Annotated in this window: 19 protein-coding genes; 8 read left to right on the top strand and 11 right to left on the bottom strand. The window is 39.9% G+C overall.

Features of this window, described 5'->3' with window-relative positions; all coding sequences use genetic code 11:
• Positions 1-668 precede the first annotated feature (668 nt).
• Together C8D94_RS06795 and C8D94_RS06790 are read right to left on the bottom strand one after the other, a co-directional pair.
• A complete protein-coding gene (locus C8D94_RS06795) occupies positions 669-1,334 on the bottom strand; it encodes a hypothetical protein (protein WP_115123184.1) in 666 nt (221 codons plus the stop codon).
• Between the two features lie 33 nt (positions 1,335-1,367).
• Complete coding sequence (locus C8D94_RS06790) at positions 1,368-2,231, bottom strand: DUF4412 domain-containing protein (protein ID WP_170134733.1); 864 nt, start codon at positions 2,229-2,231, stop codon at positions 1,368-1,370.
• Positions 2,232-2,820: 589 nt separating this feature from the next.
• Between C8D94_RS06790 and C8D94_RS06785 the strand changes: the two genes are divergently transcribed.
• Together C8D94_RS06785 and C8D94_RS06780 are read left to right on the top strand one after the other, a co-directional pair.
• Positions 2,821-3,567 (top strand): LytR/AlgR family response regulator transcription factor, encoded by a 747-nt coding sequence (locus C8D94_RS06785; RefSeq protein ID WP_115123182.1) that lies wholly within the window; start codon positions 2,821-2,823, stop codon positions 3,565-3,567.
• Positions 3,540-5,078 carry a histidine kinase gene (locus C8D94_RS06780; RefSeq protein WP_317047714.1) on the top strand — a complete coding sequence of 513 codons (1,539 nt, stop codon included), beginning with the start codon at positions 3,540-3,542 and terminating at the stop codon, positions 5,076-5,078. The genes C8D94_RS06785 and C8D94_RS06780 overlap by 28 nt, the downstream gene beginning before the upstream one ends.
• A gap of 39 nt (positions 5,079-5,117) precedes the next feature.
• Here C8D94_RS06780 and C8D94_RS06775 read toward each other — a convergent pair whose 3' ends face one another.
• Both C8D94_RS06775 and C8D94_RS06770 read right to left on the bottom strand, forming a co-directional pair.
• Entirely contained in the window at positions 5,118-6,311 is a 1,194-nt protein-coding gene (locus tag C8D94_RS06775; RefSeq protein WP_115123180.1) for a DegT/DnrJ/EryC1/StrS family aminotransferase, read from the bottom strand.
• Positions 6,312-6,433: 122 nt separating this feature from the next.
• A complete protein-coding gene (locus C8D94_RS06770; RefSeq protein WP_115123179.1) occupies positions 6,434-7,180 on the bottom strand; it encodes a DUF6503 family protein in 747 nt (248 codons plus the stop codon).
• 70 nt (positions 7,181-7,250) lie between these two features.
• Between C8D94_RS06770 and C8D94_RS06765 the strand changes: the two genes are divergently transcribed.
• From C8D94_RS06765 to C8D94_RS06755, 3 genes are all read left to right on the top strand, one after another.
• Positions 7,251-8,216: a peptidoglycan DD-metalloendopeptidase family protein gene (locus tag C8D94_RS06765; protein WP_115123178.1), complete on the top strand. Its 966-nt coding sequence runs from the start codon at positions 7,251-7,253 to the stop codon at positions 8,214-8,216.
• Positions 8,217-8,355: 139 nt separating this feature from the next.
• The gene (smpB, locus tag C8D94_RS06760; RefSeq protein ID WP_115123177.1) at positions 8,356-8,823 is read left to right on the top strand and encodes an SsrA-binding protein SmpB; all 468 of its coding nucleotides are present in this window, start codon (positions 8,356-8,358) and stop codon (positions 8,821-8,823) included.
• Between the two features lie 25 nt (positions 8,824-8,848).
• Positions 8,849-11,326 carry a DUF5686 and carboxypeptidase regulatory-like domain-containing protein gene (locus tag C8D94_RS06755; protein ID WP_115123176.1) on the top strand — a complete coding sequence of 826 codons (2,478 nt, stop codon included), beginning with the start codon at positions 8,849-8,851 and terminating at the stop codon, positions 11,324-11,326.
• A gap of 89 nt (positions 11,327-11,415) precedes the next feature.
• On the opposite strand, the gene C8D94_RS06750 is transcribed toward C8D94_RS06755, so the two are convergent.
• Complete coding sequence (locus tag C8D94_RS06750; RefSeq protein ID WP_115123175.1) at positions 11,416-12,057, bottom strand: protein-L-isoaspartate(D-aspartate) O-methyltransferase; 642 nt, start codon at positions 12,055-12,057, stop codon at positions 11,416-11,418.
• Between the two features lie 153 nt (positions 12,058-12,210).
• Here C8D94_RS06750 and C8D94_RS06745 point away from each other — a divergent pair, with 153 nt between their 5' ends.
• Both C8D94_RS06745 and C8D94_RS06740 read left to right on the top strand, forming a co-directional pair.
• Entirely contained in the window at positions 12,211-13,833 is a 1,623-nt protein-coding gene (locus C8D94_RS06745; RefSeq protein ID WP_115123174.1) for a M1 family metallopeptidase, read from the top strand.
• Between the two features lie 2 nt (positions 13,834-13,835).
• Positions 13,836-14,408: a YdeI/OmpD-associated family protein gene (locus C8D94_RS06740; RefSeq protein ID WP_115123173.1), complete on the top strand. Its 573-nt coding sequence runs from the start codon at positions 13,836-13,838 to the stop codon at positions 14,406-14,408.
• Between the two features lies 1 nt (position 14,409).
• Here the strand turns inward: C8D94_RS06740 and C8D94_RS06735 are convergent, their stop codons facing one another.
• A complete protein-coding gene (locus C8D94_RS06735; protein ID WP_245946219.1) occupies positions 14,410-14,973 on the bottom strand; it encodes a TlpA family protein disulfide reductase in 564 nt (187 codons plus the stop codon).
• A 227-nt stretch (positions 14,974-15,200) separates the two neighbouring features.
• Here C8D94_RS06735 and C8D94_RS06730 point away from each other — a divergent pair, with 227 nt between their 5' ends.
• Entirely contained in the window at positions 15,201-15,866 is a 666-nt protein-coding gene (locus C8D94_RS06730) for a C1q-like domain-containing protein (protein WP_115123171.1), read from the top strand.
• A 35-nt stretch (positions 15,867-15,901) separates the two neighbouring features.
• On the opposite strand, the gene C8D94_RS06725 is transcribed toward C8D94_RS06730, so the two are convergent.
• The 5 genes from C8D94_RS06725 to C8D94_RS06705 all read right to left on the bottom strand — a co-directional run bounded on the left by C8D94_RS06725 (position 15,902) and on the right by C8D94_RS06705 (position 23,652).
• Complete coding sequence (locus C8D94_RS06725; RefSeq protein ID WP_115123591.1) at positions 15,902-18,172, bottom strand: aconitate hydratase; 2,271 nt, start codon at positions 18,170-18,172, stop codon at positions 15,902-15,904.
• 351 nt (positions 18,173-18,523) lie between these two features.
• Positions 18,524-19,477, bottom strand: coding sequence for an AAA family ATPase (locus C8D94_RS06720; RefSeq protein ID WP_115123170.1), 954 nt, complete (start codon positions 19,475-19,477; stop codon positions 18,524-18,526).
• 8 nt (positions 19,478-19,485) lie between these two features.
• Positions 19,486-20,904, bottom strand: coding sequence for a peptidylprolyl isomerase (locus tag C8D94_RS06715; RefSeq protein WP_245946217.1), 1,419 nt, complete (start codon positions 20,902-20,904; stop codon positions 19,486-19,488).
• Entirely contained in the window at positions 20,891-21,745 is an 855-nt protein-coding gene (locus tag C8D94_RS06710; protein ID WP_115123168.1) for a peptidyl-prolyl cis-trans isomerase, read from the bottom strand. The genes C8D94_RS06715 and C8D94_RS06710 overlap by 14 nt, the downstream gene beginning before the upstream one ends.
• Positions 21,745-23,652, bottom strand: coding sequence for a peptidylprolyl isomerase (locus C8D94_RS06705; RefSeq protein ID WP_170134732.1), 1,908 nt, complete (start codon positions 23,650-23,652; stop codon positions 21,745-21,747). The genes C8D94_RS06710 and C8D94_RS06705 overlap by 1 nt, the downstream gene beginning before the upstream one ends.
• Positions 23,653-23,751: the final 99 nt, after the last annotated feature.

Raw genomic sequence — 23,751 nt, 5'->3', positions numbered from 1 at the left:
TAATTCTTTGTGTTTTTGGTCTATTTCCATCACTTTTGGTTGCCATATGGGGTTACTATTCTTTATTAGACTACTTATGTCTTGAAGCGACTAATATGTTCCTTTATACCTATAGTACCGTTGTAAATCAAAGTCACCTGTAGCATCAATATTAATATCTACATAAAAAGTACAAGCCACATCTCTAATAGTGTTATATGGATAAAGCATAGGCCAAGTGTCTTGCCTTGCACCTAATGCTTTATCATATACGTACTCATGTTACATAAATACAATAGCGCTAGCTCTTCACTGTTTAAAAGTTAACGTTTCAATTAACAACTACAGATAAATTCATCCTCATCAAGTGGCTGGTACCACTGACATCCAAGATCTTCACAACTCTCTTTCGCATCTTCTTCCTCACAACTCGTAAAACCAATCGAGATAAGCAATAATAGGATAAATAAGAATTTAGTTTTCATATCAAATAGATTTAAGTAATTAATAAATTGTTTTTAAAAATGGTGTCATCATATAGTATTTGAATTTTAAAATTATTTGCAGGGCAAGCTCTCGCGAAGAGAACTTATTTGGTCCGATCGTTTTATTATAAATCCGGGCGAATGAAAATATGTGATATAGTTAATCAATTCCAAATAGACATATTCTTTTTGAACCTCCCAATCTTAAGCTGTTTCTTCAACCCCCATCGCATCTTTTAAGATAGCGTCGAAATCCTCTAAATTTTCTCCGTTCTCTTTTCTTCTAAGTATTTCTTTTTGGATATAATCGTAAAACCTTAAAATTTCAGAATGGGGGTTTCCAAATTTTAAAGACGCCTCCTTTAATCTTTTGAAGGCTTTTTTAATAAGTTCATAATGGTCATCTTTCTCAATAAAAACAGAGAAATATATTGTTAAAATCATTCGTCCATAGTATAATTTATCAGCATATAATTCCTCTGGACAATAAATTTGAGTACCCGCAGATAATAACATCAATGCTTGCGCTTCGAGCAATTCTTTGCTTTTGTGGCAAGAGGCTACTGGCGACTCAATTAATTCTTGTTGCTTGGTTAAACTATGCGCGTGAAAAGACAGAAGTGCCATACAGTTTACCTCCACCGGTCTCTCTCCCAAATCTCCCAGCTCTTTTGAAAAGTTTTCCAATCCTTCTTCAAAATTCTTCATATCCTCCGCCTCTTGGGCTTCTTCTGCTTCGTCATCGGCTTCGCCCTTCGCTTTCTTCTGTGCTTTTCTGGTTACTTCAAATACGCTTCCTCCTATTTGGGAATAAAGTATATGGGGCACTGCAAACCATACAAAAGCGGCTATTAGAACTATTGTTTTCATCATTCAAGATTTAATGGATAATGCCCCCCTCTATTAATAATCTGCTTTATTGATAGCGAATTTCTTTTCTGCCAGATTGGTACAGATTATATGTACATTATCACGCTTTCTATTATTGGAAATGAATTCCATTTCCATGACCATAGAGTTTTCATCAAAAGGAACGGTAGCATTATAACCCGATTTGGGCATTTGCTGGATACTGGAAAAAACGCCCACAAAACTTACGGGAGCCTCATTGGTGATGTAAAATTTACTCACTCCGTCTTCCTGTTCAATTTGGTATCCCTTACAGTGGTATCCCAATATTGTTTTACTGGGTAAAGGCGTAATATTTACGTCTTCTTGATTGGTGTCATTTTTGGCCATTTCTTTTTGGGCTGCCTCATCAAAGGGCATACGGGTTTTCATAGCCATTTTTTGGCTTCCATTGTCCATAAACGTGATCATGGCTTGGTTTTCCATATCGTATACAATAATGCTATTGGCTCTTTTATCTACAATGGCATTGCCGAAATACGAGGCATCGGGTTGTATGAAATATCTCATGTCCATTTTATCTTTATGCGTGGTCAATTTCATGTCCATGATGTATTGAAACTCGTACGAATCTGGTATTCCTTCCAGACTTCCTCCAAAAATATTCATGGCGTTTTTTTCAGCTGCCTCTTTTTCTTCGTCCGTAGGCTCCTCCTTTTCTTTTTTCTTATCCCCTTTAATAACACCGTCTATGGTCTTGTCGGTTTCTTTGGAAACTTCCCTGTCTGTTTTGTTGAGGACGGTACGCTCTACAGCGTTTTCGGCTTTTTTCTTTAGTTTTTTAAAGAATTGTGCGTTGGCATTTACTGAAACACTACTAATAAATAGTATAGTACATAAGGTTTTTAAAAATTTCATATTCATCTTTTTAGTTACGTATGATTCGTTTTTTTTTATGAACAGTTTAAAATTACGTTACGGTTACAATCATCGATATTAGATATGTAACATTTTATTGCAACTATGTAACAAGGCTACAAGACCAATGGTATCAGGTCTTTTGGTACTATTGTTTTTTATTTTCATTGTATACGTATTGAAATAGTTGAATTACCATCCATATTCCCTCATATGGTGTTAGCAATGTCACAACGGATGTTTTGAGCATCCCTATTGGTTAGTACCACGATACCTGTACCCTGTATACCAATTGGATCTCCAATTATTTCAGGGAAGCCCATCATTTAGTAATTTCAATTTCATTCCTTTTTTCGGCATCGAAATATAACACCCCAATACTGTATTAAGAGTGCTGGATATATAGCCAACCGAAAGAGATTTACAAGTTGTTTATATTGTAGTATGCATGGAATATTCTTGAGGATGAAGCTCTTTTTGCAATTCATACGTAATTTCATACCATGTATTTGGCAGATGCTACCATCTAGGTTATTTGAACACATGCTATGGATTAACTACTTATATTTGGTAATGAAATAGACACAAGATGATTAAGGCCATAATAGTTGATGATGAGATAAATGCCATTAAGAATTTAAAATGGGAGATTGAGAATTTTTGTAATGACATTACGGTTTGCGATACATTTACAAATCCTGTAGATGCCATTTCAGCTATAAACTACTTGCAACCGGATTGTGTATTCCTGGATATTGAGATGCCGGAAATGGATGGGTTCCAGTTATTGAACAACCTAAACTTTAGAAATTTCGATTTGATTATTACCACGGCTTATGAAAATCACGCCATCCAGGCATTTAAAGAACACGCCATCGACTATTTATTGAAACCTATAGATTCTGAAGATTTAATAGTGACCGTACAACGTATTCGTGATAATAAAAACCGTAATGCTCTTGGCGATGAGATTAAGTCCTTGATAGCATCTTATGCCCCAAGTAAACAACCGGGAAGACTGGCCTTGTCACTCATTGGAAAGACTATTTATGTTGCCATGGAAGACATTATATATTGTAAAGCAAATGGCAACTACTCCGAAATTTATTTCAAGGAAGCCAAAAAGGAAATGGTATCAAAAAAGCTCAAAGAACTGGAAAGTGTTGTAAATCAGTCTTTTTTTAGGGTACACAATTCGTATTTGGTAAACGTCCACTATATTAAAGAATTTGTAAAAACAGATGGTCCGTACTTACTATTAAAAGATGGAACAAACATACCGGTTTCCCGATCTAAAAAAGCTTCTTTATTAGCGTTTTTAGGCAATCCTATATAAAAACTACCGTAATAGATACTGTACTACATATATTAGAGCATCACCAACAAAACGGGATAGGCACCTTTATCATTGGTGGATTATTGGTTTTATCCATTTATCATTTTTTGCTCTTTTTTCAACATAAAGACAAAAGCTACCTGTATTATAGCTGTTATACCTTTCTACTATTTTTGAGGAACAGTGTAATTCCCGAAAACACTTTTTTGCACGACTATTCTTTATTCACGCCTTACGTGAATTTCATAAGTTATTTCAGCATTAATATTGAATGGGCATACAACACCGTCTACTTTATTTTTGCTTTCTCCTTTGTAAACCTGAAGTCGTATTCAAAAAAATGGAGCCGTTTTGTATTTTGGGGTGTCATTGTTCTATTCAGTTTAAATATTGGCATAGAGATAACTGCACAATTTGGAAATAGCGAGCAGGTGTATGATGCCACCTACTATTTTATGTCTTTTGTACTTACGCTATTTGCTTTGGTTTGTTACATTCCTTTACTAAAAGCAGAAGGATTTTTGAAATACTACATTGTTATAGGTTCTGCTACTTTTTTATTTTTTTCCATATTGGCACTAATAGAATCCAGATTTCATTTCTTCTCTAGCAACGAGAGCATGTTGTTTGTTTTTATATTCTATATAGGTGTCGTACTCGAGAACATGCTTTTCTCGTTGGGGCTTGGCCATAAACAGCGCGTTATTTTGCAAGAAAAGAACAGAGCGGACAAAGAACTTATAGTTCAGTTAAAGCAAAATGAAGAATTGCGTAATGAAATTCAACTGCAGCTTGAAACAGATCTAGAAACACTGAGCAAAAAGGCAGAAGAAGCAAAAATCAAAAACCTGAAAACCAAGTACGAAAAAGAATTGGCCGAATTAAAGTTATCCTCCCTGCGAAGCCAAATGAACCCTCATTTTATATTTAATTCCCTTAATTCCATTAAAAGGTACATTATAGACAGCGAAAAAGAAAATGCGGTTTTTTACCTTAATAAATTTTCAAAATTAATCCGGAAAATTCTGGCCTCAACAGCCTCTCGGGAAATTTCACTATTGGAAGAATTGGAAACAATGAAACTCTATGTAAAAATTGAAAACATACGTTTTAACAATGCCATAGACCTTAAACTGAATGTAGACACATCCTTAAATCTAAATACCATAAAAATACCGTCATTAATAACCCAACCGTTTATTGAAAATGCTATATGGCATGGACTCTCCCTAAAAGAAGATGACAAAAAACTAAGCATCCATATTTCAAAAGAAAACGATTTACAGTTACGAATAGAAATTATAGACAATGGTATTGGAAGGGTAAAGGCCAGAAAGCTAAAGGAGAAGAAACTACACAAAAGAACTTCCTTCGGTATTAAACTTTCTGAAGAGCGCTTAATACATTTTAGCAATGATTATGAAGGAAACTACAGCCTAAAATTTACAGATATTTACAAAGACGACAAACCCGCTGGCACCAATGTAACTATATTAATACCAACTAAATAAATCTAAAGCCGAATATTTATTTAAACAAATAGCAATCAATTACAGTACACTCTCAATAGCCTTCTTCATCGCTTCGGCACGGTCTTTTACCTGTGCTTCGGTCCATCCTATTTTAACCAGAGAAGAAACGGTACGCCCCATCCAGGCATCACTTTTACTGAAATCGGTAGTATTCAAATCCTGTATCTGGTTTTTTATGTCTGAAGAAAGATTTCCTAGGCTTTTCAAATCTTTGAGGTGTTCCCAACCGTTTATATAGTGCCAATTGTTCTTGAACCAATAGAAACAGGCGTCCACGCCGTTTTTGCCCAATGCTTTATGGGCTTTCTCGGCCAACTCTTGCGTGGGTAAAAAGAAGTTTACAAAGCTGTAATTCTCTACACCGCCTTCGGGAACTCGCCTAAAAGTAACACCTTCAATACCTGAAAGAGCCTCACGCATAATGGTGTAGTTATGCTTTTGGGTTTTTAGGATTCCGTCCAATTTATCCAACTGTGCCAATCCAACGGCAGCGTTCAGTTCAGAAATTCTGAAATTATAGCCCAAGAACGGATGGGTTTCGGCACCACGGTCGTTCCCTACATGGTCGTGGCCGTGATCTTGGTAATGGTCTGCGTGTAGTTTGTATTGCTCGTTGTTGGTGATTATTCCGCCACCTTCACCACAAGTAATCGTTTTTACATAATCGAACGAAAAACAACCCAAATCGCCGTAGCTCCCCAGTGGTTTTCCGTCGTAGGAACCGCCTATAGCTTGGCAGGCATCTTCTAATAACAGTAAATCGTGTTTGTCGCAAATAGCCTTCAACGCAGCCAGATCGGCCATAGAACCGCACATATGTACAGGCATGACACATTTCGTTTTTGGTGTGATGGCCGCCTCGACGGCTGCAGGATCCAGGGTAAGTGTGTCATCTATATCCACAAGTACGGGAACGGCTCCCAGCATCATGATGCTTTCAAAACTTGCTACAAATGTAAAGGTAGGCATAATCACTTCGTCGCCAGCACCAATTCCAGCTGCTGCCAAGGATACTGTTAAGGCAGAAGTCCCGCTAGAAACCAACTGGCAGTGCTCACTTTGCATTCGCCTTGCAAACGCAATTTCAAACTCCTTTGCTTTCCAGTGGTTGTTACGCATTCCGTCAAAACCGTAGCGCATCAACACTCCAGTTTCCAGTACATCGTTTACTTGCTTGCGCTCTTCGGCGCCAAAAACTTCAAATCCGGGCATAAATCTTTAAAATTCCAAATTAACAAATTCATAAATCCCAAATAAATAAGGGATTGTCCTTTTTAGAGATACAAACAAAGATAGTAGTTGCGTTGGGGATTGAGAAATATCACGGTGGAAAATTATTCGGTGTCCAGAAGTGTTACCGAAACATTTTCGTTTTCTATTTTGGATAGCAATTCCAGTTCGTCCTTTTGAAAATAAGTATCCAATTCGGTTAAAGGAATGTCCTTACCTTTTGGCTTGTAGTTATTGTAATTCACAAAGCGAATCCCCTTAACTACCCGTGGATTGTATGCCTCACGAAACCGAATGCCACCCCCATTTACTTGATAGCTATAAGCGAGATAATCTACCGTAAAATCCTCCTTGTGGATCCAATACACAAATTCGTCTTCAAAATCGGTACCGCCACCTTCTTCATTAAAGGTGATTTGTATTTCATAATATTCGGCCCCATTTATCTTGGCTTCCCCAACCCGTTCTTTTCGGGCAGCAGGAGCATTTAACCCAAATGGTAATTGTGCAAAGTAATGGACAGAGTTTACATATTCAGCATATTTTTGGGCGGTAGTATCGGCTAGTTTCTGTACGGAATCGTTTACAAATCTTTTAAAGCCTTTGTTTGTTAGCACATCTCTAACGGCGCCAATGGAATCGATAAAATTTCGTTCCAAAATGTAACTGCCGTCCTGCCTAGTACTTTTGTACTTTACTTTTCTGAAGATAAATTCAATTTCGGCTTGCTCGCAATTGCCGTTACAAGCATTCTCTATTGTTTTATCCACAATGGCATTGGCAGTGAGCTTGTCTTCTTCTTGGCAACTTAAGAAGATCAATAAAAGCAATAAAATGAAAAAGGGTCTCATACGTTATCTTTGTAACAAAAGTAGCCAATTGGTCACGTATAATAGGCAATCCTTTCAAAAATAGTTCGAGATGAAAAAGTATATATTTTTATTGGCGTTGGGTTTAATAGCCACTCCATTTCTTTCCCAATCTGAAAAAAACGTCCTGGCACTCACAAAAGTTCAAGATAATTACAATGCCAAACAATACGACACCATACATGCCATGTTGAGTGAGTCGTTCAAACAAAAAGTGAGCCCTATGGCTATACGGCAGTTGTTGGGTACGTTTCAGAAAAACTTTGGAAATTTTACCAGTTTCACATTTGTGGAAAGCGACGGAGGCCGCGACTCTTTTTTAGGAACTTTTGAGAACGGACAACAAAATATCGGGATTTATGTGAACGACGCTAATGAAATTGCTGGTCTGTTATTCAAACCAGTTGAAACAAATAGACCTCCAAAATTTGAGCGAAACATCACAAAACTGCGCCTTCCCTTTGATGGTGAATGGTTGACGTTTTGGGGTGGTACGGAGAAAGCACAGAACTATCACGTGAGCACCAAGGTGCAGCAAGGTGCATTCGATTTTCTGAAACTGGGAAAGAACAATAGATCCTACCAGCGCAGTGGTACCCGCAATGAAGACTATTACGCTTTTGGCCAACCGTTATATGCCGTTTGCGATGCCAAGGTGCATGAGGTAATTACAGGTGTGGAAGATAACCGCCCAGGCATCATGAATGCTGCACAAGTTCTGGGCAACAGCGTCATACTTAAAACCGATAATGACGAATACATAGTCTATGCCCATTTGGAAAAAGGCACCATAGCTGTAAAAGTTGGCGACACGGTAAAAAAGGGGCAGTATTTGGGTAATGTGGGAAACTCAGGCAATTCCAGCGAAGCGCACCTCCACCTGCACATACAGGACGGTCCCAACTTGATGACCGCTGTAGGAGTACGCTGTTTTTTTGAAGAAGTGGTTGTGAATGGCGAATTGAAAAAGGACTACAGCCCCGTACGGTTGGATAGGATCGCCATGCCAGAGAAATAACCAATTGTAAAAGAACTGTCATGCTGAGCCCGTCGAAGTATTATTGATTGCTATTGCCCTTCGACAAGCTCAGGGTGACACATAAAGCGTGATGCTCCACCTAATTTTTCAATAAAATTTCTACTACCTTTGTTTACTTATGAGTCTTCAGAAAAACATTAAGATAAAGAACAAAAAAGCAAAGTTTGAATACGAGCTGCTGGATACCTACACGGCCGGAATCGTGCTTGCGGGTACAGAGATAAAGGCCATCCGAGAGGGAAAAGCCAGTATTGCCGAAAGCTTTTGCGAGTTCAACGACCATGGAGAACTGTTCGTGGTAAATATGACCGTGCAGGAATACTCGCATGCCACCCACTTTAACCACAATCCCAAGAGTGAGCGAAAATTATTGCTGAACAAACACGAGCTTAAAAAGCTACACAAGGAAGTGCGCAATACGGGGCTTACCATTATCCCGCTATTGTTGTACACTAACGATCGTGGCCTCGCAAAACTAAAGATTGCCCTCGCAAAAGGTAAAAAACAGTACGATAAGCGTGAAGCCATTAAGGATCGCGACAGCAAACGAAACTTGAGTAGGATTAAGAAGGCGTTTAATAATTAGGCAGTCACAAAAGCAAAAACTGTTCATGAAAAAATTCATTGTTGTTGTAGTGCTATTCATAAGCTGTGTCTCCCAAGCCCAAATAGTCGGCAAAGTGACCGATACCCAAGGAGAGCCCCTCGCTTTTGTAAACATATACCTAGAAAGTAGCTACGTGGGTACCACCTCCAATGACGATGGCAATTATGAGCTCAATGTCTCACAACCCGGAGCATACACAATTATCTATCAATTCCTGGGTTTTAAAACGGTTACCAAACAGGTTACCATAAATTCTTTTCCGTATATCCTTTCCGTTAGTTTGGCCGAAGAATCTGTAAGCCTTGATGAAGTAGTGGTAGATGCCTCAGAGGATCCCGCTTACCGAATCATTCGCGAGACCATTGCAAGGCGTAAGATAAACCTCGATAAAATTTCAGAATACAAAGCCGATTTCTACTCCCGCGGCCTCTGGCGTGTGGAAGATCTGCCCGAAAAAATCCTAGGGCAGGAAGTAGGCGATTTTGACGGGCAATTGGACAGCACCCGGACGGGCATTATATATCTTTCAGAAACTATAAGCGAAATTGCCTACCAACAACCGGACGATTTCAAGGAAAAGATAATTGCCAGCAAGGTGAGCGGAAACGACAACGGTTTCAGTTTTAACAGTGCGCAAGAAGCTAATTTTTCGTTCTATGAAAATACAACCGATCTAAACGCCTCGGTGGTATCACCCATCGCTGCCAGTGCGCTTTCCTATTATAGATACAAACTGGATGGTGTTTTTTATGAAGGCTCCAAACTCATCAACAAAATAAAGGTAACGCCCAAGCGTCCTAAAGATCGGGTTTGGGAAGGATATATTTATATCGTTGAAGACGATTGGCAACTGTACGGTGTAGAGTTGAGCACCACTGGGGAAGCCATACAAGTACCCATGGTAACAAAATTGTTTTTTAAGCAGAATTTTAAATACGATCCCGAAAAGGATTTTTGGGTTAAACTCTCCCAGACCATCGATTTTGGGTTTAGTTTTATTGGCTTTAAGGGAGACGGAAGGTTTATTGCCGTGTACAGTAATTATGATTTTGAGCCAAATTTCAGTAAAAAATCTTTCACTAACGAAGTGCTTTCCTTTGAGCCCGAAGCCAATAAAAAGGATAGTCTCTTCTGGAAAGGCACACGCCCTGTCCCGCTTACCAATGAAGAGTTAACAGACTACATTAAAAAAGACAGCATACAAATCCTCCGGAAATCTGAAACGTATTTAGACTCCATAGACAGGGTAAGCAACAAATTTAAGGTGTTGTCTCCCATCACCGGTTATACCTATAAAAATAGTTACGACCAGTGGGAGGTTAGCTACGAGGGACCTTTTCCCAATATCAATTTTAACACCGTGCAGGGATGGAACGAAGGCGCAGGGTTCTCCTATTATAGTTGGGAGGACGATAGCCGCACCAATTGGTTCAGGGCAAATGTGGATGCCACATACGGTATAGCAGAGGATAGGGTTCGGTTTACGGGAAGCGTTACCAAAAATTTTAATTGGTTCAACCGGCTGCGGTTGGGCGTGTTTGGTGGTAGTCGTGTGCAACAGTTCAATTCCAGCGAGCCCATTAGTCCTTTGATAAATACTTTTTCAACCCTGTTTTTTGAACGTAACTATATGAAGGTGTACGATCTCACGTATGTGGGCGGTAGTTATAGCCAGGAACTTTTTAATGGGCTACGGTTGTTCACAAATTTTAGCTATCAGGAACGAAAACCATTGTTCAACAATACAGATTATGTGACCATCCCCAATGACGATGTTGATTATACTTCCAACAATCCTACAAGTCCTTTGGGTTTTGAGATCCCCGGTGTACAGGAACACAGTATATTCAAAAGTACGATTACGGCAGCTATAACCTTTGGGCAAAAGTACATTTCGTTTCCTGACGGGAAGTTCAATCTAGGTAGCGAAAAATATCCTTCGCTCTCCATCACTTTTGAAAATGGTCTGGGCAGTTCCATAGACGGTTACGATTTTAGCCAGTTGAGCGCACGTCTGTATCAACAGGTGAACGCGGGCAATAAAGGTGAGTTTTTCTATAATTTAAAAGGAGGAACGTTTTTTAACGGAGTGGACATAAGTTTTGTAGATTACCAACACTTTAATGGAAACCAGACACGTGTGGGGACTTCGGGTAGCTACACCAATGTATTCAACTTGTTGCCCTATTACGATCTTAGTACCAATAAAAGCTATTTTGAGGGACATTTTGAGCACGACTTCCGTGGGTGGATCCTTGGGAAGATACCAGGCATTAACCAACTAAATTTCAATTTAGTAGCAGGCGCCCATTTGCTGAGTGTTGAGGGCAGCAAACCCTACCAGGAATACTCCATTGGGATTGACAACTTGGGCTGGGGAAAATTTCGTTTCCTTCGGTTGGATTATGTGAAATCGTATTACAACGGAGGCAGCGATGGAGCCTTTATCTTTGGATTGAAGTTTTTGAATTTAATCGATTAAGAACCGTATCCTAATTTTCAGAATGTTTAATTAAAAAAATAGATCTACTTTTCTGAAAACTTCCCCTACCACTCCTCAAGGAGTGTACTTCAATTCTTATCCTCCAATAATGGTACAAACCTAAACTCCCCAAATTCCTCTTTTTCGAAATTAGTTGGAGATGCTCTGTTAAATACGGTCATGATTTGTGAGTGTTCCCCAACGGGTATCACCAACTTCCCTCCTACTTTTAACTGGGCCAACAAGGGCTTGGGTACGTAGGGAGCTCCTGCGGTTACAATTATTCCATCGTACGGTGCTGTTTCCGGGAGCCCTTTATATCCATCACCAAAGACAAGTTTTTTGGCACGGTACCCCAACTTTGGTAGAAAACGTTTCGTTATCTTAAAGAGTTCGTGTTGCCGCTCTATGGAGTACACCTGCATCCCCATTTCCAACAATACGGCGGTCTGGTAGCCGCTCCCTGTCCCTATTTCCAGTACAGTATCGCCTCTTTTAAGGTCTAATAATTCTGTTTGTCTTGCTACGGTGTAAGGTTGTGAAATAGTCTGGTCTGCAGCGATGGGAAATGCCTTGTCCACATAGGCATGGTCCAAAAACCCCGAATCCATAAATAAATGTCTGGGAATGTAACCTATTGCCTTTAATACCTCTGGGTTTGCAATTCCTTTTCTTTCGAGGGTCTGCACCAACTTTTTACGCAATCCTTGATGTTTCGGGGTGTCCTTCATTGTTACAAAGTACGGAAACAAAACGGCAATTTACAAGGTGGCATTACTGAAAAAATTTCAAATATTTCAATATAAAACCTCACATCACTAAAAAATGGTACAACTTTGGCAATTACCAAAATGTAGGTATCTTTCAATACAATTTTTATATACATGAAACATTTTCTTTTAGTCGCTTTTCTTTTCAGTTTTACGATGCTTCAAGCACAGGAATTTACACGTGCAGATACCCTTCGGGGTAGTATAACTCCAGAAAGGGCTTGGTGGGATGTATTGTATTACGATCTGGATGTAGAAGTTTTTCCAGAAGAAAAATTTATAAAAGGAACCAATATAATTACCTACAAGGTCCTTCGGAAAGAAGACGTCATGCAAATAGACTTGCAGGCCCCGATGCAGCTGGACAGTATTGTACAGGATGGTGTTGCATTGTCGTTCACTTCAGAAGGTGCCGCACATTTTATTAGCCTTAAGCAAAAACAGAAAAAAGGGAGCCAGCAACAACTAGAGCTCTACTTTTCGGGAAAGCCGCAAGAAGCTAAAAATGCACCTTGGGACGGTGGATGGTCTTGGAAAAGAGATAACAACGATAACCATTTTATTGCAACGAGCAACCAAGGCATAGGTTCGAGTATTTGGTGGCCCAATAAAGACCACGCCTATGATGAACCCGATAACGGCGCACGTATAAGAATTACCGCTCCCAAAAGTCTTACCAGTGTTGCCAACGGCCGATTGACAAAAATTATCGAGGATGCCGAAACTACCTCTTACGAGTGGAAAGTGTCCAATCCCATTAACAATTACGGCATCAACATCAATATTGGCGATTATGTAAATTTCAAGGAAAAATACGAGGGGCTCAAGGGATATTTGGATATGGATTATTGGGTACTTCGCGACAATCTTGAAAAGGCCAAAGAACAATTTGAACAAGCGCCAAAAATGATGAAGGCTTTCGAGCATTGGTTTGGTCCCTACCCTTTTTATGAGGATAGTTTTAAACTGGTGGAAGTTCCCTATTTAGGTATGGAGCACCAGAGCAGTGTTACCTACGGGAACAGATATAAAAACGGTTACTTGGGTCGTGACCTGAGCGGAACGGGCTGGGGATTGAAATTCGATTTTATTATCATACATGAAGCAGGACACGAATGGTTTGCGAACAACATTACGCACATAGATGTAGCCGATATGTGGATACACGAAGGATTTACGGCCTATAGCGAAGGGCTGTATCTAGACTACCACTTTGGAAAAGAGGCCGCCGCCCAATATACTATCGGCACCCGCAGAAGCATCCGGAACGACCGTCCGCTCATTGGCACCTATAACGTGCATCAAGAAGGCAGTAGCGATATGTACTATAAGGGCGCCAACATCTTGCACACGCTACGGCAATTAATTGAGGACGACGAAAAGTGGCGCGATATCCTGCGTGGCCTCAACAAAGAATTTTACCACCAAACCGTGAGCAGTAAACAGGTGGAAACTTATATAAGCGAACTTTCTGGAATTGATCTCACCGAATTTTGGGAACAGTACCTGCGTACTACCAATATACCGAAAGTGGAGTACAAAATAGACGGGAAAAATCTTAGCTTTCGATATACCAACATCGTGGAAGGTTTTGATATGCCAATAATTATCGTTCTCAATGATAAAGAAAAATGGATTTTCCCAGAGAATGGATGGAAGACCCTTTCTTATGAGTTTAAAATAGAAAATGCAAAGGTAAAACGTGATTTTTATGTGGATTTTCAACAGATAGATTAAATGTGGAAGAGAAACCAGAGCTTTATTTTGAAAGAGATGCTGAGTGGCGTGAATGGTTACAAAAACACTATGACCAGTATCCCCAAGGTGTCTATTTAATTTTTTATAAGCTAGAGACCAATATCCCCACTATGCGATGGGAAGAAGCAGTAAAAGTGGCTATTTGTTATGGCTGGATAGACAGCACTGTAAAATCTTTAGGCAATGGAAGGCGACGACAGTACTTTTGCCCACGGAACCCCAAAAGTACTTGGAGCAAACTGAACAAAAGCTACGTTAAACAACTTGAACAAGAAGGTCTCATACACGAGAGCGGCTATAAGACAATTGCCTTAGCAAAAAAAACAGGTACGTGGAGTGCTATGGACGATGTTGAAAATTTGGTTGTCCCCACAGATCTTCAAGAACAGTTTAACAAAAATCCAAAAGCATTCGAGAATTATAAAAACTTCAGCCCAAGTTATCGAAAAGCATATCTAAGTTGGTTGCACAGTGCCAAGAGACAAACTACCCGGGATAAGCGAATAGTAGCGATTATAGGCCTTTGTGAAAATAATGAAAAATCCAGGCAATAGGCTACTCTGCCAACAATGCATCGATGGTGTTGTGCACTGTTTCGCTGTTCCAATCTGCAGCACCTTTTTGTACCATCACTATCTTTCCGCTTTTGGAGAGTAGGTAAGTAGTTGGAAAGCTATTGGTCTGTATTTCTTTCGGAAACTTTTGCTGTGTGGTGTATATGGGGAAGGTGTAGTTTTTCTTTTCAGCAAATTGCCTCAGCGTTTTGGTATCTTCAAGAGAGACAAAATAGAAAGCCATTTTATTTTTATAGGAATCGTAGAGTTTTTGCATCGAGGGCATTTCGGCGATGCAGGGTGGGCACCAGGTGGCCCAAACGTTTACAAGTGTTACGTTTCCTTCAGCAGTAGAAAAATTTATGGTCCCATTATTCAAATCATTTAGTTCCCAATAATAATTTGAGAGGGACTCTTGCTCTTCAGAAGCAATTTCAGAAGGGCTAAAAGCAAGTATCCTGTTGAAAAACACTTTTATGGGGGTTCCCGTTTGTGGTATAAAGAGTAATACCACGATTAATAACAGCAATATAGTTTTCCAATGTTTATTTAAAAACTTCATCATTATGCAAATATGATTCTTTTTGGCGCAAAGCCATAAAAAAAACACTATTATCGAATATATCTTAAGATTATAAAACAATAGATAGTACAATTTTACCTATGTATTTTATAAAGAAAATTCTTACTGCTTTCGTTTAAACACTAACAATGTTCGTTGAAATGCTTTTTTAATCGATTAAATGCATTATATTTGTTAAAGCTATACTCCCCAGTATAAATTTTTTTAAAATGAAAAAAGTAAGTTATGTTCTACTATTAGTAAGTATTAATGCATTTTCCCAAATTGGAATTGGAACTACAGCACCTACCGAAACACTTGATGTTGATGGAACCGTAAGAATCAGAGAAGTACCCCCTAGCAGTAATCTACAATCTAGCAAAGATTATATCCTTGCAAGCGATAACGGGGTAATAACCAGCATGACTGCTAAAGATGTAATTGCCAAAGGGCTACCTTCTGCAATTAAAGGGTCATTTAGCACCTCCGGACTACTCAACCTTTCGCTTTTAAGCGGTTCCGCCGTTATTCCTTTCGATGAAATGGAGTTTGATATCAATAATGAATTTAATACTTCAGAGTATAAATTTGTAGCTACCGAAGCAGGGATCTATGAGGTAAAAGCACAAGTTGCACTTTCATCAACCATAAGTGCCGCATCCAGTATTGGCGTGCAAATAAATAAAAATGGAATGGTGGTACAGGAAAATAGTTTTGCCAACATTACGTTATTATCCACAAACGTAACCCCACCTGTAAGAACAATAGGGACGTTACTTCAATTAGCTCCAGGAGATGAAATAACTTTTTCAATTGTAGGAGACATTGCCTTGGGCTCTATAGATATCCAAGGAGATACATCTACTTCCTATTTCTATATACACCAAATAAGATAAAAAAAAGCCCATTTTTAAAAATGGGCTTTTTTTTGTTAGGCATTTTGCTTCTTTATCATATTAAGGGCCGAACCTTCTCTATACCAACCAATTTGTGCATCGTTATAGGTGTGGTTTGTCTTGATCGTGTCCTTGGAACCATCTGCGTGGGTCACCTCTAAGATTAGTGGTTTGTCTGGAGCAAATTCAGCAATATCAACAAAATTGAAGGTATCGTCCTCTTGGATCTTATCGTAGTCTGCTTCATTTTCGAACGTAAGCGCTAACATACCCTGCTTTTTAAGATTTGTTTCGTGGATACGGGCAAAACTCTTTACCAGTACTGCCGCTACTCCCAAGTGACGAGGCTCCATTGCCGCGTGCTCCCTTGAGGAACCTTCGCCGTAGTTGTGGTCTCCCACTACTATGGTGTATATACCTTTCTTTTTGTATTCACGCTGTGTATCAGGTACACCACCGTATTCACCGTCCAATTGGTTCTTTACAAAATTTGTCTTTTTGTTGAATGCATTCACGGCACCGATCAAACAGTTGTTGGAAATGTTATCTAAGTGTCCTCTATAGCGTAACCAAGGTCCTGCCATTGAGATATGGTCTGTAGTACATTTTCCGAAGGCCTTTATCAATAACTTTACATTGCTCAAGTCTTCATCCTTAATAGGCTCAAAAGGCGTTAATAGCTCGAGTCTCTCGCTATCTTCAGCAACTTTTACCTCAACACTACTACCGTCTTCCCTAGGTGCTACGTATCCATTTTCTTCTACAGCAAATCCTTTTGGTGGCAACTCCCAGCCTGTAGGTTCTTCAAATTTTACTTCTTCACCGTTCTCGTTTATGAGCGTATCGGTCATTGGGTTAAAATCCAAACGTCCTGCAAAGGAAATTGCCGCCGTTAATTCTGGCGATGCCACAAAAGCGTGTGTATTAGGGTTTCCGTCTGCTCTTTTTGCAAAGTTTCGGTTAAAGGAGTGCACAATACTGTTCTTTGGTGCATTTTTAGGATCCTCGTACCTTGCCCACTGGCCAATACAGGGGCCACAGGCATTTGTAAATATCTTAGCTCCCAAATCCTCAAAGATTCCCAAGATACCATCACGTTCGGCAGTGTAGCGTACTTGCTCTGAACCTGGATTGATCCCTAATTCCGATTTAATTTTTAATCCTTTGTCAATCCCTTGTTGTGCTATGGAGGATGCTCTGGAAAGATCCTCGTAACTTGAATTGGTACAAGAACCTATCAATCCCCACTCTACCTGTATTGGCCAATCGTTCTTAGTGGCCTTTTCGGTCATTTCTTTTCCTACGTTGGTAGAAAGGTCTGGTGTAAAAGGACCGTTGAGCAAAGGACCAAGCTCTGATAGGTTAATCTCGATCACTTGATCGAAATACTCTTCTGGGCTTTCATATACTTCAGGATCGGCCGTTAAGTATTCGCGTACCTTATTGGCTGCTTCGGCAACATCGGCTCTTTCCGTGGCTTTTAGGTAGCGCTCCATAGAGTCGTCATAACCAAAAGTAGAAGTAGTCGCGCCAATTTCGGCACCCATATTACAAATGGTCCCTTTTCCTGTACAGGACATAGCTTTTGCGCCAGGGCCAAAATATTCGACAATAGCTCCGGTTCCTCCTTTAGCGGTCAAGATTTCAGCAACTTTAAGGATTACGTCCTTTGGGGCTGTCCAACCACTCAATTTTCCAGTTAGCCTAACCCCTATGAGTTTGGGAAATTTAAGTTCCCAAGCCATTCCTGCCATTACATCCACGGCATCTGCCCCACCTACTCCTATAGCAACCATTCCCAAACCACCTGCGTTAACGGTATGGCTATCGGTCCCTATCATCATCCCGCCGGGAAAGGCGTAATTTTCTAAAACCACTTGGTGAATAATCCCTGCGCCCGGTGCCCAGAAACCAATCCCATATTTATTGGAAACCGACTCTAGAAAATCGAAAACTTCGTTACTGGTTTCGTTGGCTCTCTTTAAATCTTCCTTGGCACCCTGTTTGGCCTGTATCAAGTGATCACAGTGTACGGTCGTGGGCACTGCAACTTTGTCCTTTCCTGCTTGCATAAACTGCAACAAGGCCATTTGGGCAGTTGCGTCCTGACAAGCGATACGGTCTGGTGCAAAATTCACATAATCCTTACCTCTGGTAAATGCCTTAGTGGGCATCCCGTCCCAAAGGTGGTTATAAAGTATTTTTTCTGAAAGGGTTAAAGGTTTACCCACAATCTCACGTGCTTTGTCCACACGCTCGGCCATTTGGGCATATACCTCTTTGATCATATCTATATCGAAAGCCATATATTTTATTTTTTGGTTTGATGTATTTTCTAAACAGTCTTTGCTGTTTTGAAACTCATGCAAAAGTAATGAAATTGGTTATCTTTTAAAAATACACCAACACTTTAGTGAATTTGCTGAATATTTTTTAAAAAACGACACTTTTTATTCATTAAAATTAATAAATCATCAATTTTGTTGAATTAATTTTATTAAATTGGTAATGATAAAGTATGAAAATAGGCACCCATTTCTCTTAAAAGAAACTTAAAAATCCCAATAGCAACTCTAACTACTACTAAATAAGTAGGCTCTTAACAAAAATTCAAAATAAAGTAAAAGAAGAAGTTTGTTCTTTATGTATGGCTGTGTCTAGTACAAACTTGTGATGATCTCTTCGATGGTAAGCCCCTCCGCCTCTGCTTTGTAGTTTTTGATGAGACGGTGGCGCAAGATACCAATGGCCACTTTTTGCACATCCTCGATATCTGGTGAGAACTTTCCGTGTAGTGCTGCATTGGCCTTTGCTCCCAAGATAAGGTTTTGTGAAGCTCTTGGCCCTGCTCCCCAATCTATGTAATTTTTTACAATTTCCGGCGCTGCTTGACTTTTTGGTCTTGTTTTGCCCACCAAGGTTACTGCGTACTCAACAACATTATCCGCCACAGGAATTTTTCTTATGAGTTCCTGATAGTCTATTATTTCCTGAGCAGAAAAAAGAGCATCTACCTGTTGGGTAGTACCTCCTGTAGTAGTTTTTACTACTTCTACTTCTTCAGCGAAAGTTGGGTAGTCCAGATTAATTGCTACCATAAAACGGTCCAACTGTGCTTCTGGCAATGGGTATGTTCCTTCTTGTTCAATTGGATTTTGGGTAGCCAGCACGAAATATGGCAGGTCCAACTTGTAATGGTGCCCTGCCACCGTTACGGCTCTTTCCTGCATTGCTTCCAGAAGTGCTGCCTGTGTTTTGGGAGGGGTTCGGTTAATCTCGTCGGCCAAGATGATGTTGGCAAAAATGGGACCTTTAATAAATTTGAAAGTTCTGTTTTCGTCTAAGATTTCAGAACCCAAGATATCGCTGGGCATAAGATCTGGCGTAAACTGGATTCGCTTAAAGTTAAGCCCCAATGCTTGGGCAACAGTATTTACGAGCAATGTTTTGGCCAGTCCCGGCACACCAATGAGCAATGCGTGACCTCCCGAGAAGATAGACAGCAAGACCTGCTCTACTACTTCGTCCTGTCCTACAATTACTTTTTTTATCTCTTGCCTAAGTGCGTTATATTTTTTTACGAGTTGCTCTACTGCCGCTACGTCTCCCATAATATATTTTAATTACTTGTTTTCACCCAATCGCTAGAAAACTCACATTCTTGATAGTCTTCGTTAACGTTTACGTAAGTTTCTTTTATCTGTTTATTTTGCCAGTCTTCAATTGCCCTGATTTGTTTTTCCTTTAACGCCAGTTCCTTTATACGCTCATAATCTGTGACGTATTCGGCTGGGTGTTCTTCTTTTCTATCGGTTACCGTATAAATCTTGAAACTTGCCTTTCCGGTACGGTCGCGCTCCACAAAGATCTTGGATACCTCGCCCGGTTTTAGGTTGTACACCTTGGCACTTAGCTCAGGGTCCATTTTAGTTAGGTCGAACCAAGTATCGTACGTAACTGGGTTTACGAGTTGGCCACCATTGTTACGGGTGTCTTCTTCTTCGGAATATTGAATAGCTGCGTTTTTGAAGGTTATGGTACTGTCCACAATTGCTTTACGAACGGTTTCAATCTTCTCTCTTGCAGCATCTATACTGGACTGAGGTACTTCAGGGTATACAAGAATGTGGCGAACGTCTACTTCCTGTCCTCTAATTTTATCTACTTTAAGTATATGAAATCCAAACTGTGTTTCAAAAGGCTCGCTTATTTCGCCTTCCAACAAAGAGAATGCCTGATCTTTAAATTCTTTTACATATTGTGAGTTGCGCTTCACACCTTCAATGAGTCCTCCACGGGTCTTAGAGCCATCCTCTGAATATAATCCCGCCTTTGTAGCAAAACTCACTCCATTCTCAAGAATGTCCTGTCGCATTTCGTTTAGCCTGTCTATTGCGGTTTGTTTGGCCTCCTTAGTGATCTCTGGCTCTACAACTATTTGTGCCACGGCTACTTCTGCACTAAATACAGGGCGTTCGTCCTCTGGGATCGCAAAGAAAAATTCTCGTACTTCCTCTGGGGTAATCTCTACATTCTCTACTACCTTGGCCTGCATTCTTCCAGCTAGTTTCAAGCTTTTTCTGGCCTCGAACAATTCGCTCCTCAATTCGGGAAGGGTGTTCTTTCTATAAAAAGCCAGTAGTTTTTCCTCGCTACCAATTTCAGCGGTAAGGTATTGCATAAGTTGGTCTACTTCTGGGTTAATTTCGGCATCGCCCACCACAATACTATCCTGTACCGCTTGGTGGAGATAGAGCTTATCCTCCATTAACTTTCCCAAAAGTTGGCACCGTGTAATATCTTCGGTTGAAACACCTTGCTGCTGGAACTCAAGGTATCCCTTATCTATATCGCTATCCAGCACAACATAGTCTCCAACCACTGCTGCTACTCCTTCTACCTTGTAACGTTGTGGAACCTTTTTTACTGTATCTGCAACCTGCGTAACTTCTTGTATGTTGCTTACCAAACTATCCTGCCCTTGCATTGCAAAAGTAGAAAGTAAGGTGATAAGGAACAGTGTTCTATTCATCTTCATATATCTCGAAATTATTGTTTTTAATAGCATCTGTTGTAATGTCTTTTTCAATTTTTTTTATGAGTTCCAATTTTCTTTTGTTGAGAATCACCTGTTTTATGGTAGGTTCTATGTATGGTAATGGTGCAGTGTCTGAAGGATTTAGTTTATCTTCAATTTTCACCAAATATACTCCTAATGAGTCTTGTACACGGAAAAAATTAGACTTTTTTAGTTTTTGGTCATCAACTGTATTAAGCACTGGCAGGGCCTCGAGTAAAGCGCTGCGTTTCACCCAAATGGAATCGTTAAGGTTAAAAGCCTTGTACTTTATACTTTCGCTATTTAGCATCTTTAGGTCCTCTTCGGCGAAGGTCTCGAGCCTTTTCGCAGTCCTATCCAGATTGTTATAACCTTCGGCCACGTGTATATAGCGTACTTTGAACAACTCCTCGTTCAACTTAAAGTTATCTTTGTTCTCTTCATAAAAAACCAATAGTTCCTGCTGAGAGACGGTACTGTCCAATTGCTTGCCCACTATTTTGTTTTTATAGGCTTCGGTGTAGAGGTCCCGTTTGTAGTCTTCAATCAACTTATTGTAGACCTCCTGTTTGTTTTCGGAAATATTGATGATGGCCTGGTCCATAAACAGCTGCTGCGTAGCCCAACGGTTTATGTAGCTATTTACAATAAGTGTGCTATCTTCTTTTGAAGTGTTCTCGGTAATTAGTTTTGCTATATCCTCTTTGTAGAGGTAACTGTTGTTTACCCTAGCTATAGGCACGAGGGTCTCGTTAGACTTAAAGTAATCGCAACTTACAAAGCCTAGAGACACTATAAACAGGATAAAGTATACCTTCATTACTTATCTAGTTTTCTCTTCAGCTTTTTTAAGGTTTTTTTACGCACTTCTACATTGTATTTGTTACGGAGGTTGTCCATGAAATCTTCTTCAAGTTGTTGCTGTAGTGCTGTCATGACCCGTCCCCTAACATCTTCATACTCTTTTGTGGTGGGCGGCAATACTTGGTTGACCTTTACAATAGTATAACGACCATCTTGATCCTTTGTTTCAAAAATTCCTTGTTCCATCCTAAAACCAGCTGGTAATTCCTTGGCACCTTCTTCAAACTTACCCTCGCTAATAATTACGTTTACGGTTTCAGGGGTGTTCAATTGTTTTTTGATGGCTTCAACAGTTTCCCCATTTTCTAGCATCTGTTTTGCCTTTTGTGCCGAAACAGCATTGGTACTGTTTACCACTACGGCACCCACTCGTTTCTTCCACTGGTACTGCTCCTTGTTAGCCTCATAATATGCTTTTGCGGCAACGGTATCTTTTTTTGCCTTGTTCCAGATGTTTGTTTGCATTAAATCGAAAATAAGAAGACCATCCCTGTATTCTGTGATAACACCGGCATATTCTGGGTCTTCTTCCTCCAACTTGTCCTTGTAGTATTGTTTGGCACTTTCGGCCTCGAACATATCATAAAAATACAATAGAGCGTCGCGCACACTGCCAAAGTTTCGCATTACACGTTGAAATTCTCTAATATATTCAGCATAATCTGAAAAATAGTGCTTGCGGTCGCCAATGGTAAAGATCACTTTATCGTCTTCTTCGGGTACGGGCGTATACTCCCATCTTTTCTTTACAAGGTCTTCTCCTATGAAGTCTTCAAAATAATCCAGATACGGAGCTCCTTCTTCAAAACCATATTTATCTTTTATGGTATTGGCAACAGCTGCCACTACTATTTTCGATCTAGAACCGTCCTTGACACGACGCTCATATTCGGCTTTTTCATCTTCGAAACTTGACTTTCCGTGAATAGAGTCTAGGCGTGCGATATGCCATCCCACTACACTTTTGAAAGGTTCGGTATAGGTCCCCGGGGTTTTTATGGCAAACACCTTGTCCTCAAAGACCTTTGCTTTTATCTCTCCTTTTCGAAAGGGTCTCAGCCTACCGCCATTACCGGCAGAACCTTTATCTTCGGAATATTGCTTCGCTAAGTCCTCAAAGGTCTGTCCCTGCTGTAACAACTTGTAAATATCATTGATACGCTCTTCCGGATCGAAGGTGCGGGTATCGTCTTCCCTATCGGAAATCATTATGTGGGATACGGTTCGTTGAGTGGACCTTTCCCTCCTATCGTGAACTTTAATTATATGATAGCCGAAACGTGTCCTAACGATATTGGACACCTCTCCAACCTTTGTATTATAAGCTTCGGTCTCAAAAGGATACACTAGCGAGAAAACTGAAAAATACCCAAGGTTCCCTCCAGTTTTATCTGCATTGGGTTCTTCTGAGGTTTCTTTGGCCAGTTTTTCAAAATCCTCACCTGCCAAGGCTCTGTCCCTAATGTTTTTGATTTTAGTATAGGCCTTTAAGGTGTCCTCTGGTACATCTGCATACGAAGATGTAACTAAAATATGTGATGCCTCAATCTCCTCGAGCCCACGTTCGTAGGCTTCTTTTGCTAAATCTTTGGTCACATTATCTTCATAGATATAATATCTCGATAGCTGTTCCTGGTATTTTTTGAACTCTTTTTGGTACTCTTTTTTCTCGTCCAAATCTTGTTCGTAGGCCTCTTTAACCTTTAACTTATAGTCTATAAACAGGTCTAGATACCCTTCAACAGATTTTTGACTCTCATCCTGAACAAGGTCAAGGTTTTTTTGGTAAACCCTGGTAAATTCAGAAGCATAAACGGGATCTCCATCTATGGTCAACAACACATCCTTTTTCTGTTGACCCAAAAAAATAGTTGTCACAAATAAAAAACCGATACATAAGCCAAGATTTCTTTTCATATGGAATAAGATGTTTTATTTAAAGTGTGCAAAAATAACAAATTA

The organism is Marinirhabdus gelatinilytica, assembly GCF_003353425.1.
Taxonomy (GTDB): Bacteria; Bacteroidota; Bacteroidia; order Flavobacteriales; family Flavobacteriaceae; genus Marinirhabdus; species Marinirhabdus gelatinilytica.
Note: the sequence above shows the minus strand (reverse complement) of the source record. Positions and strands in the feature narration are given on the sequence as shown.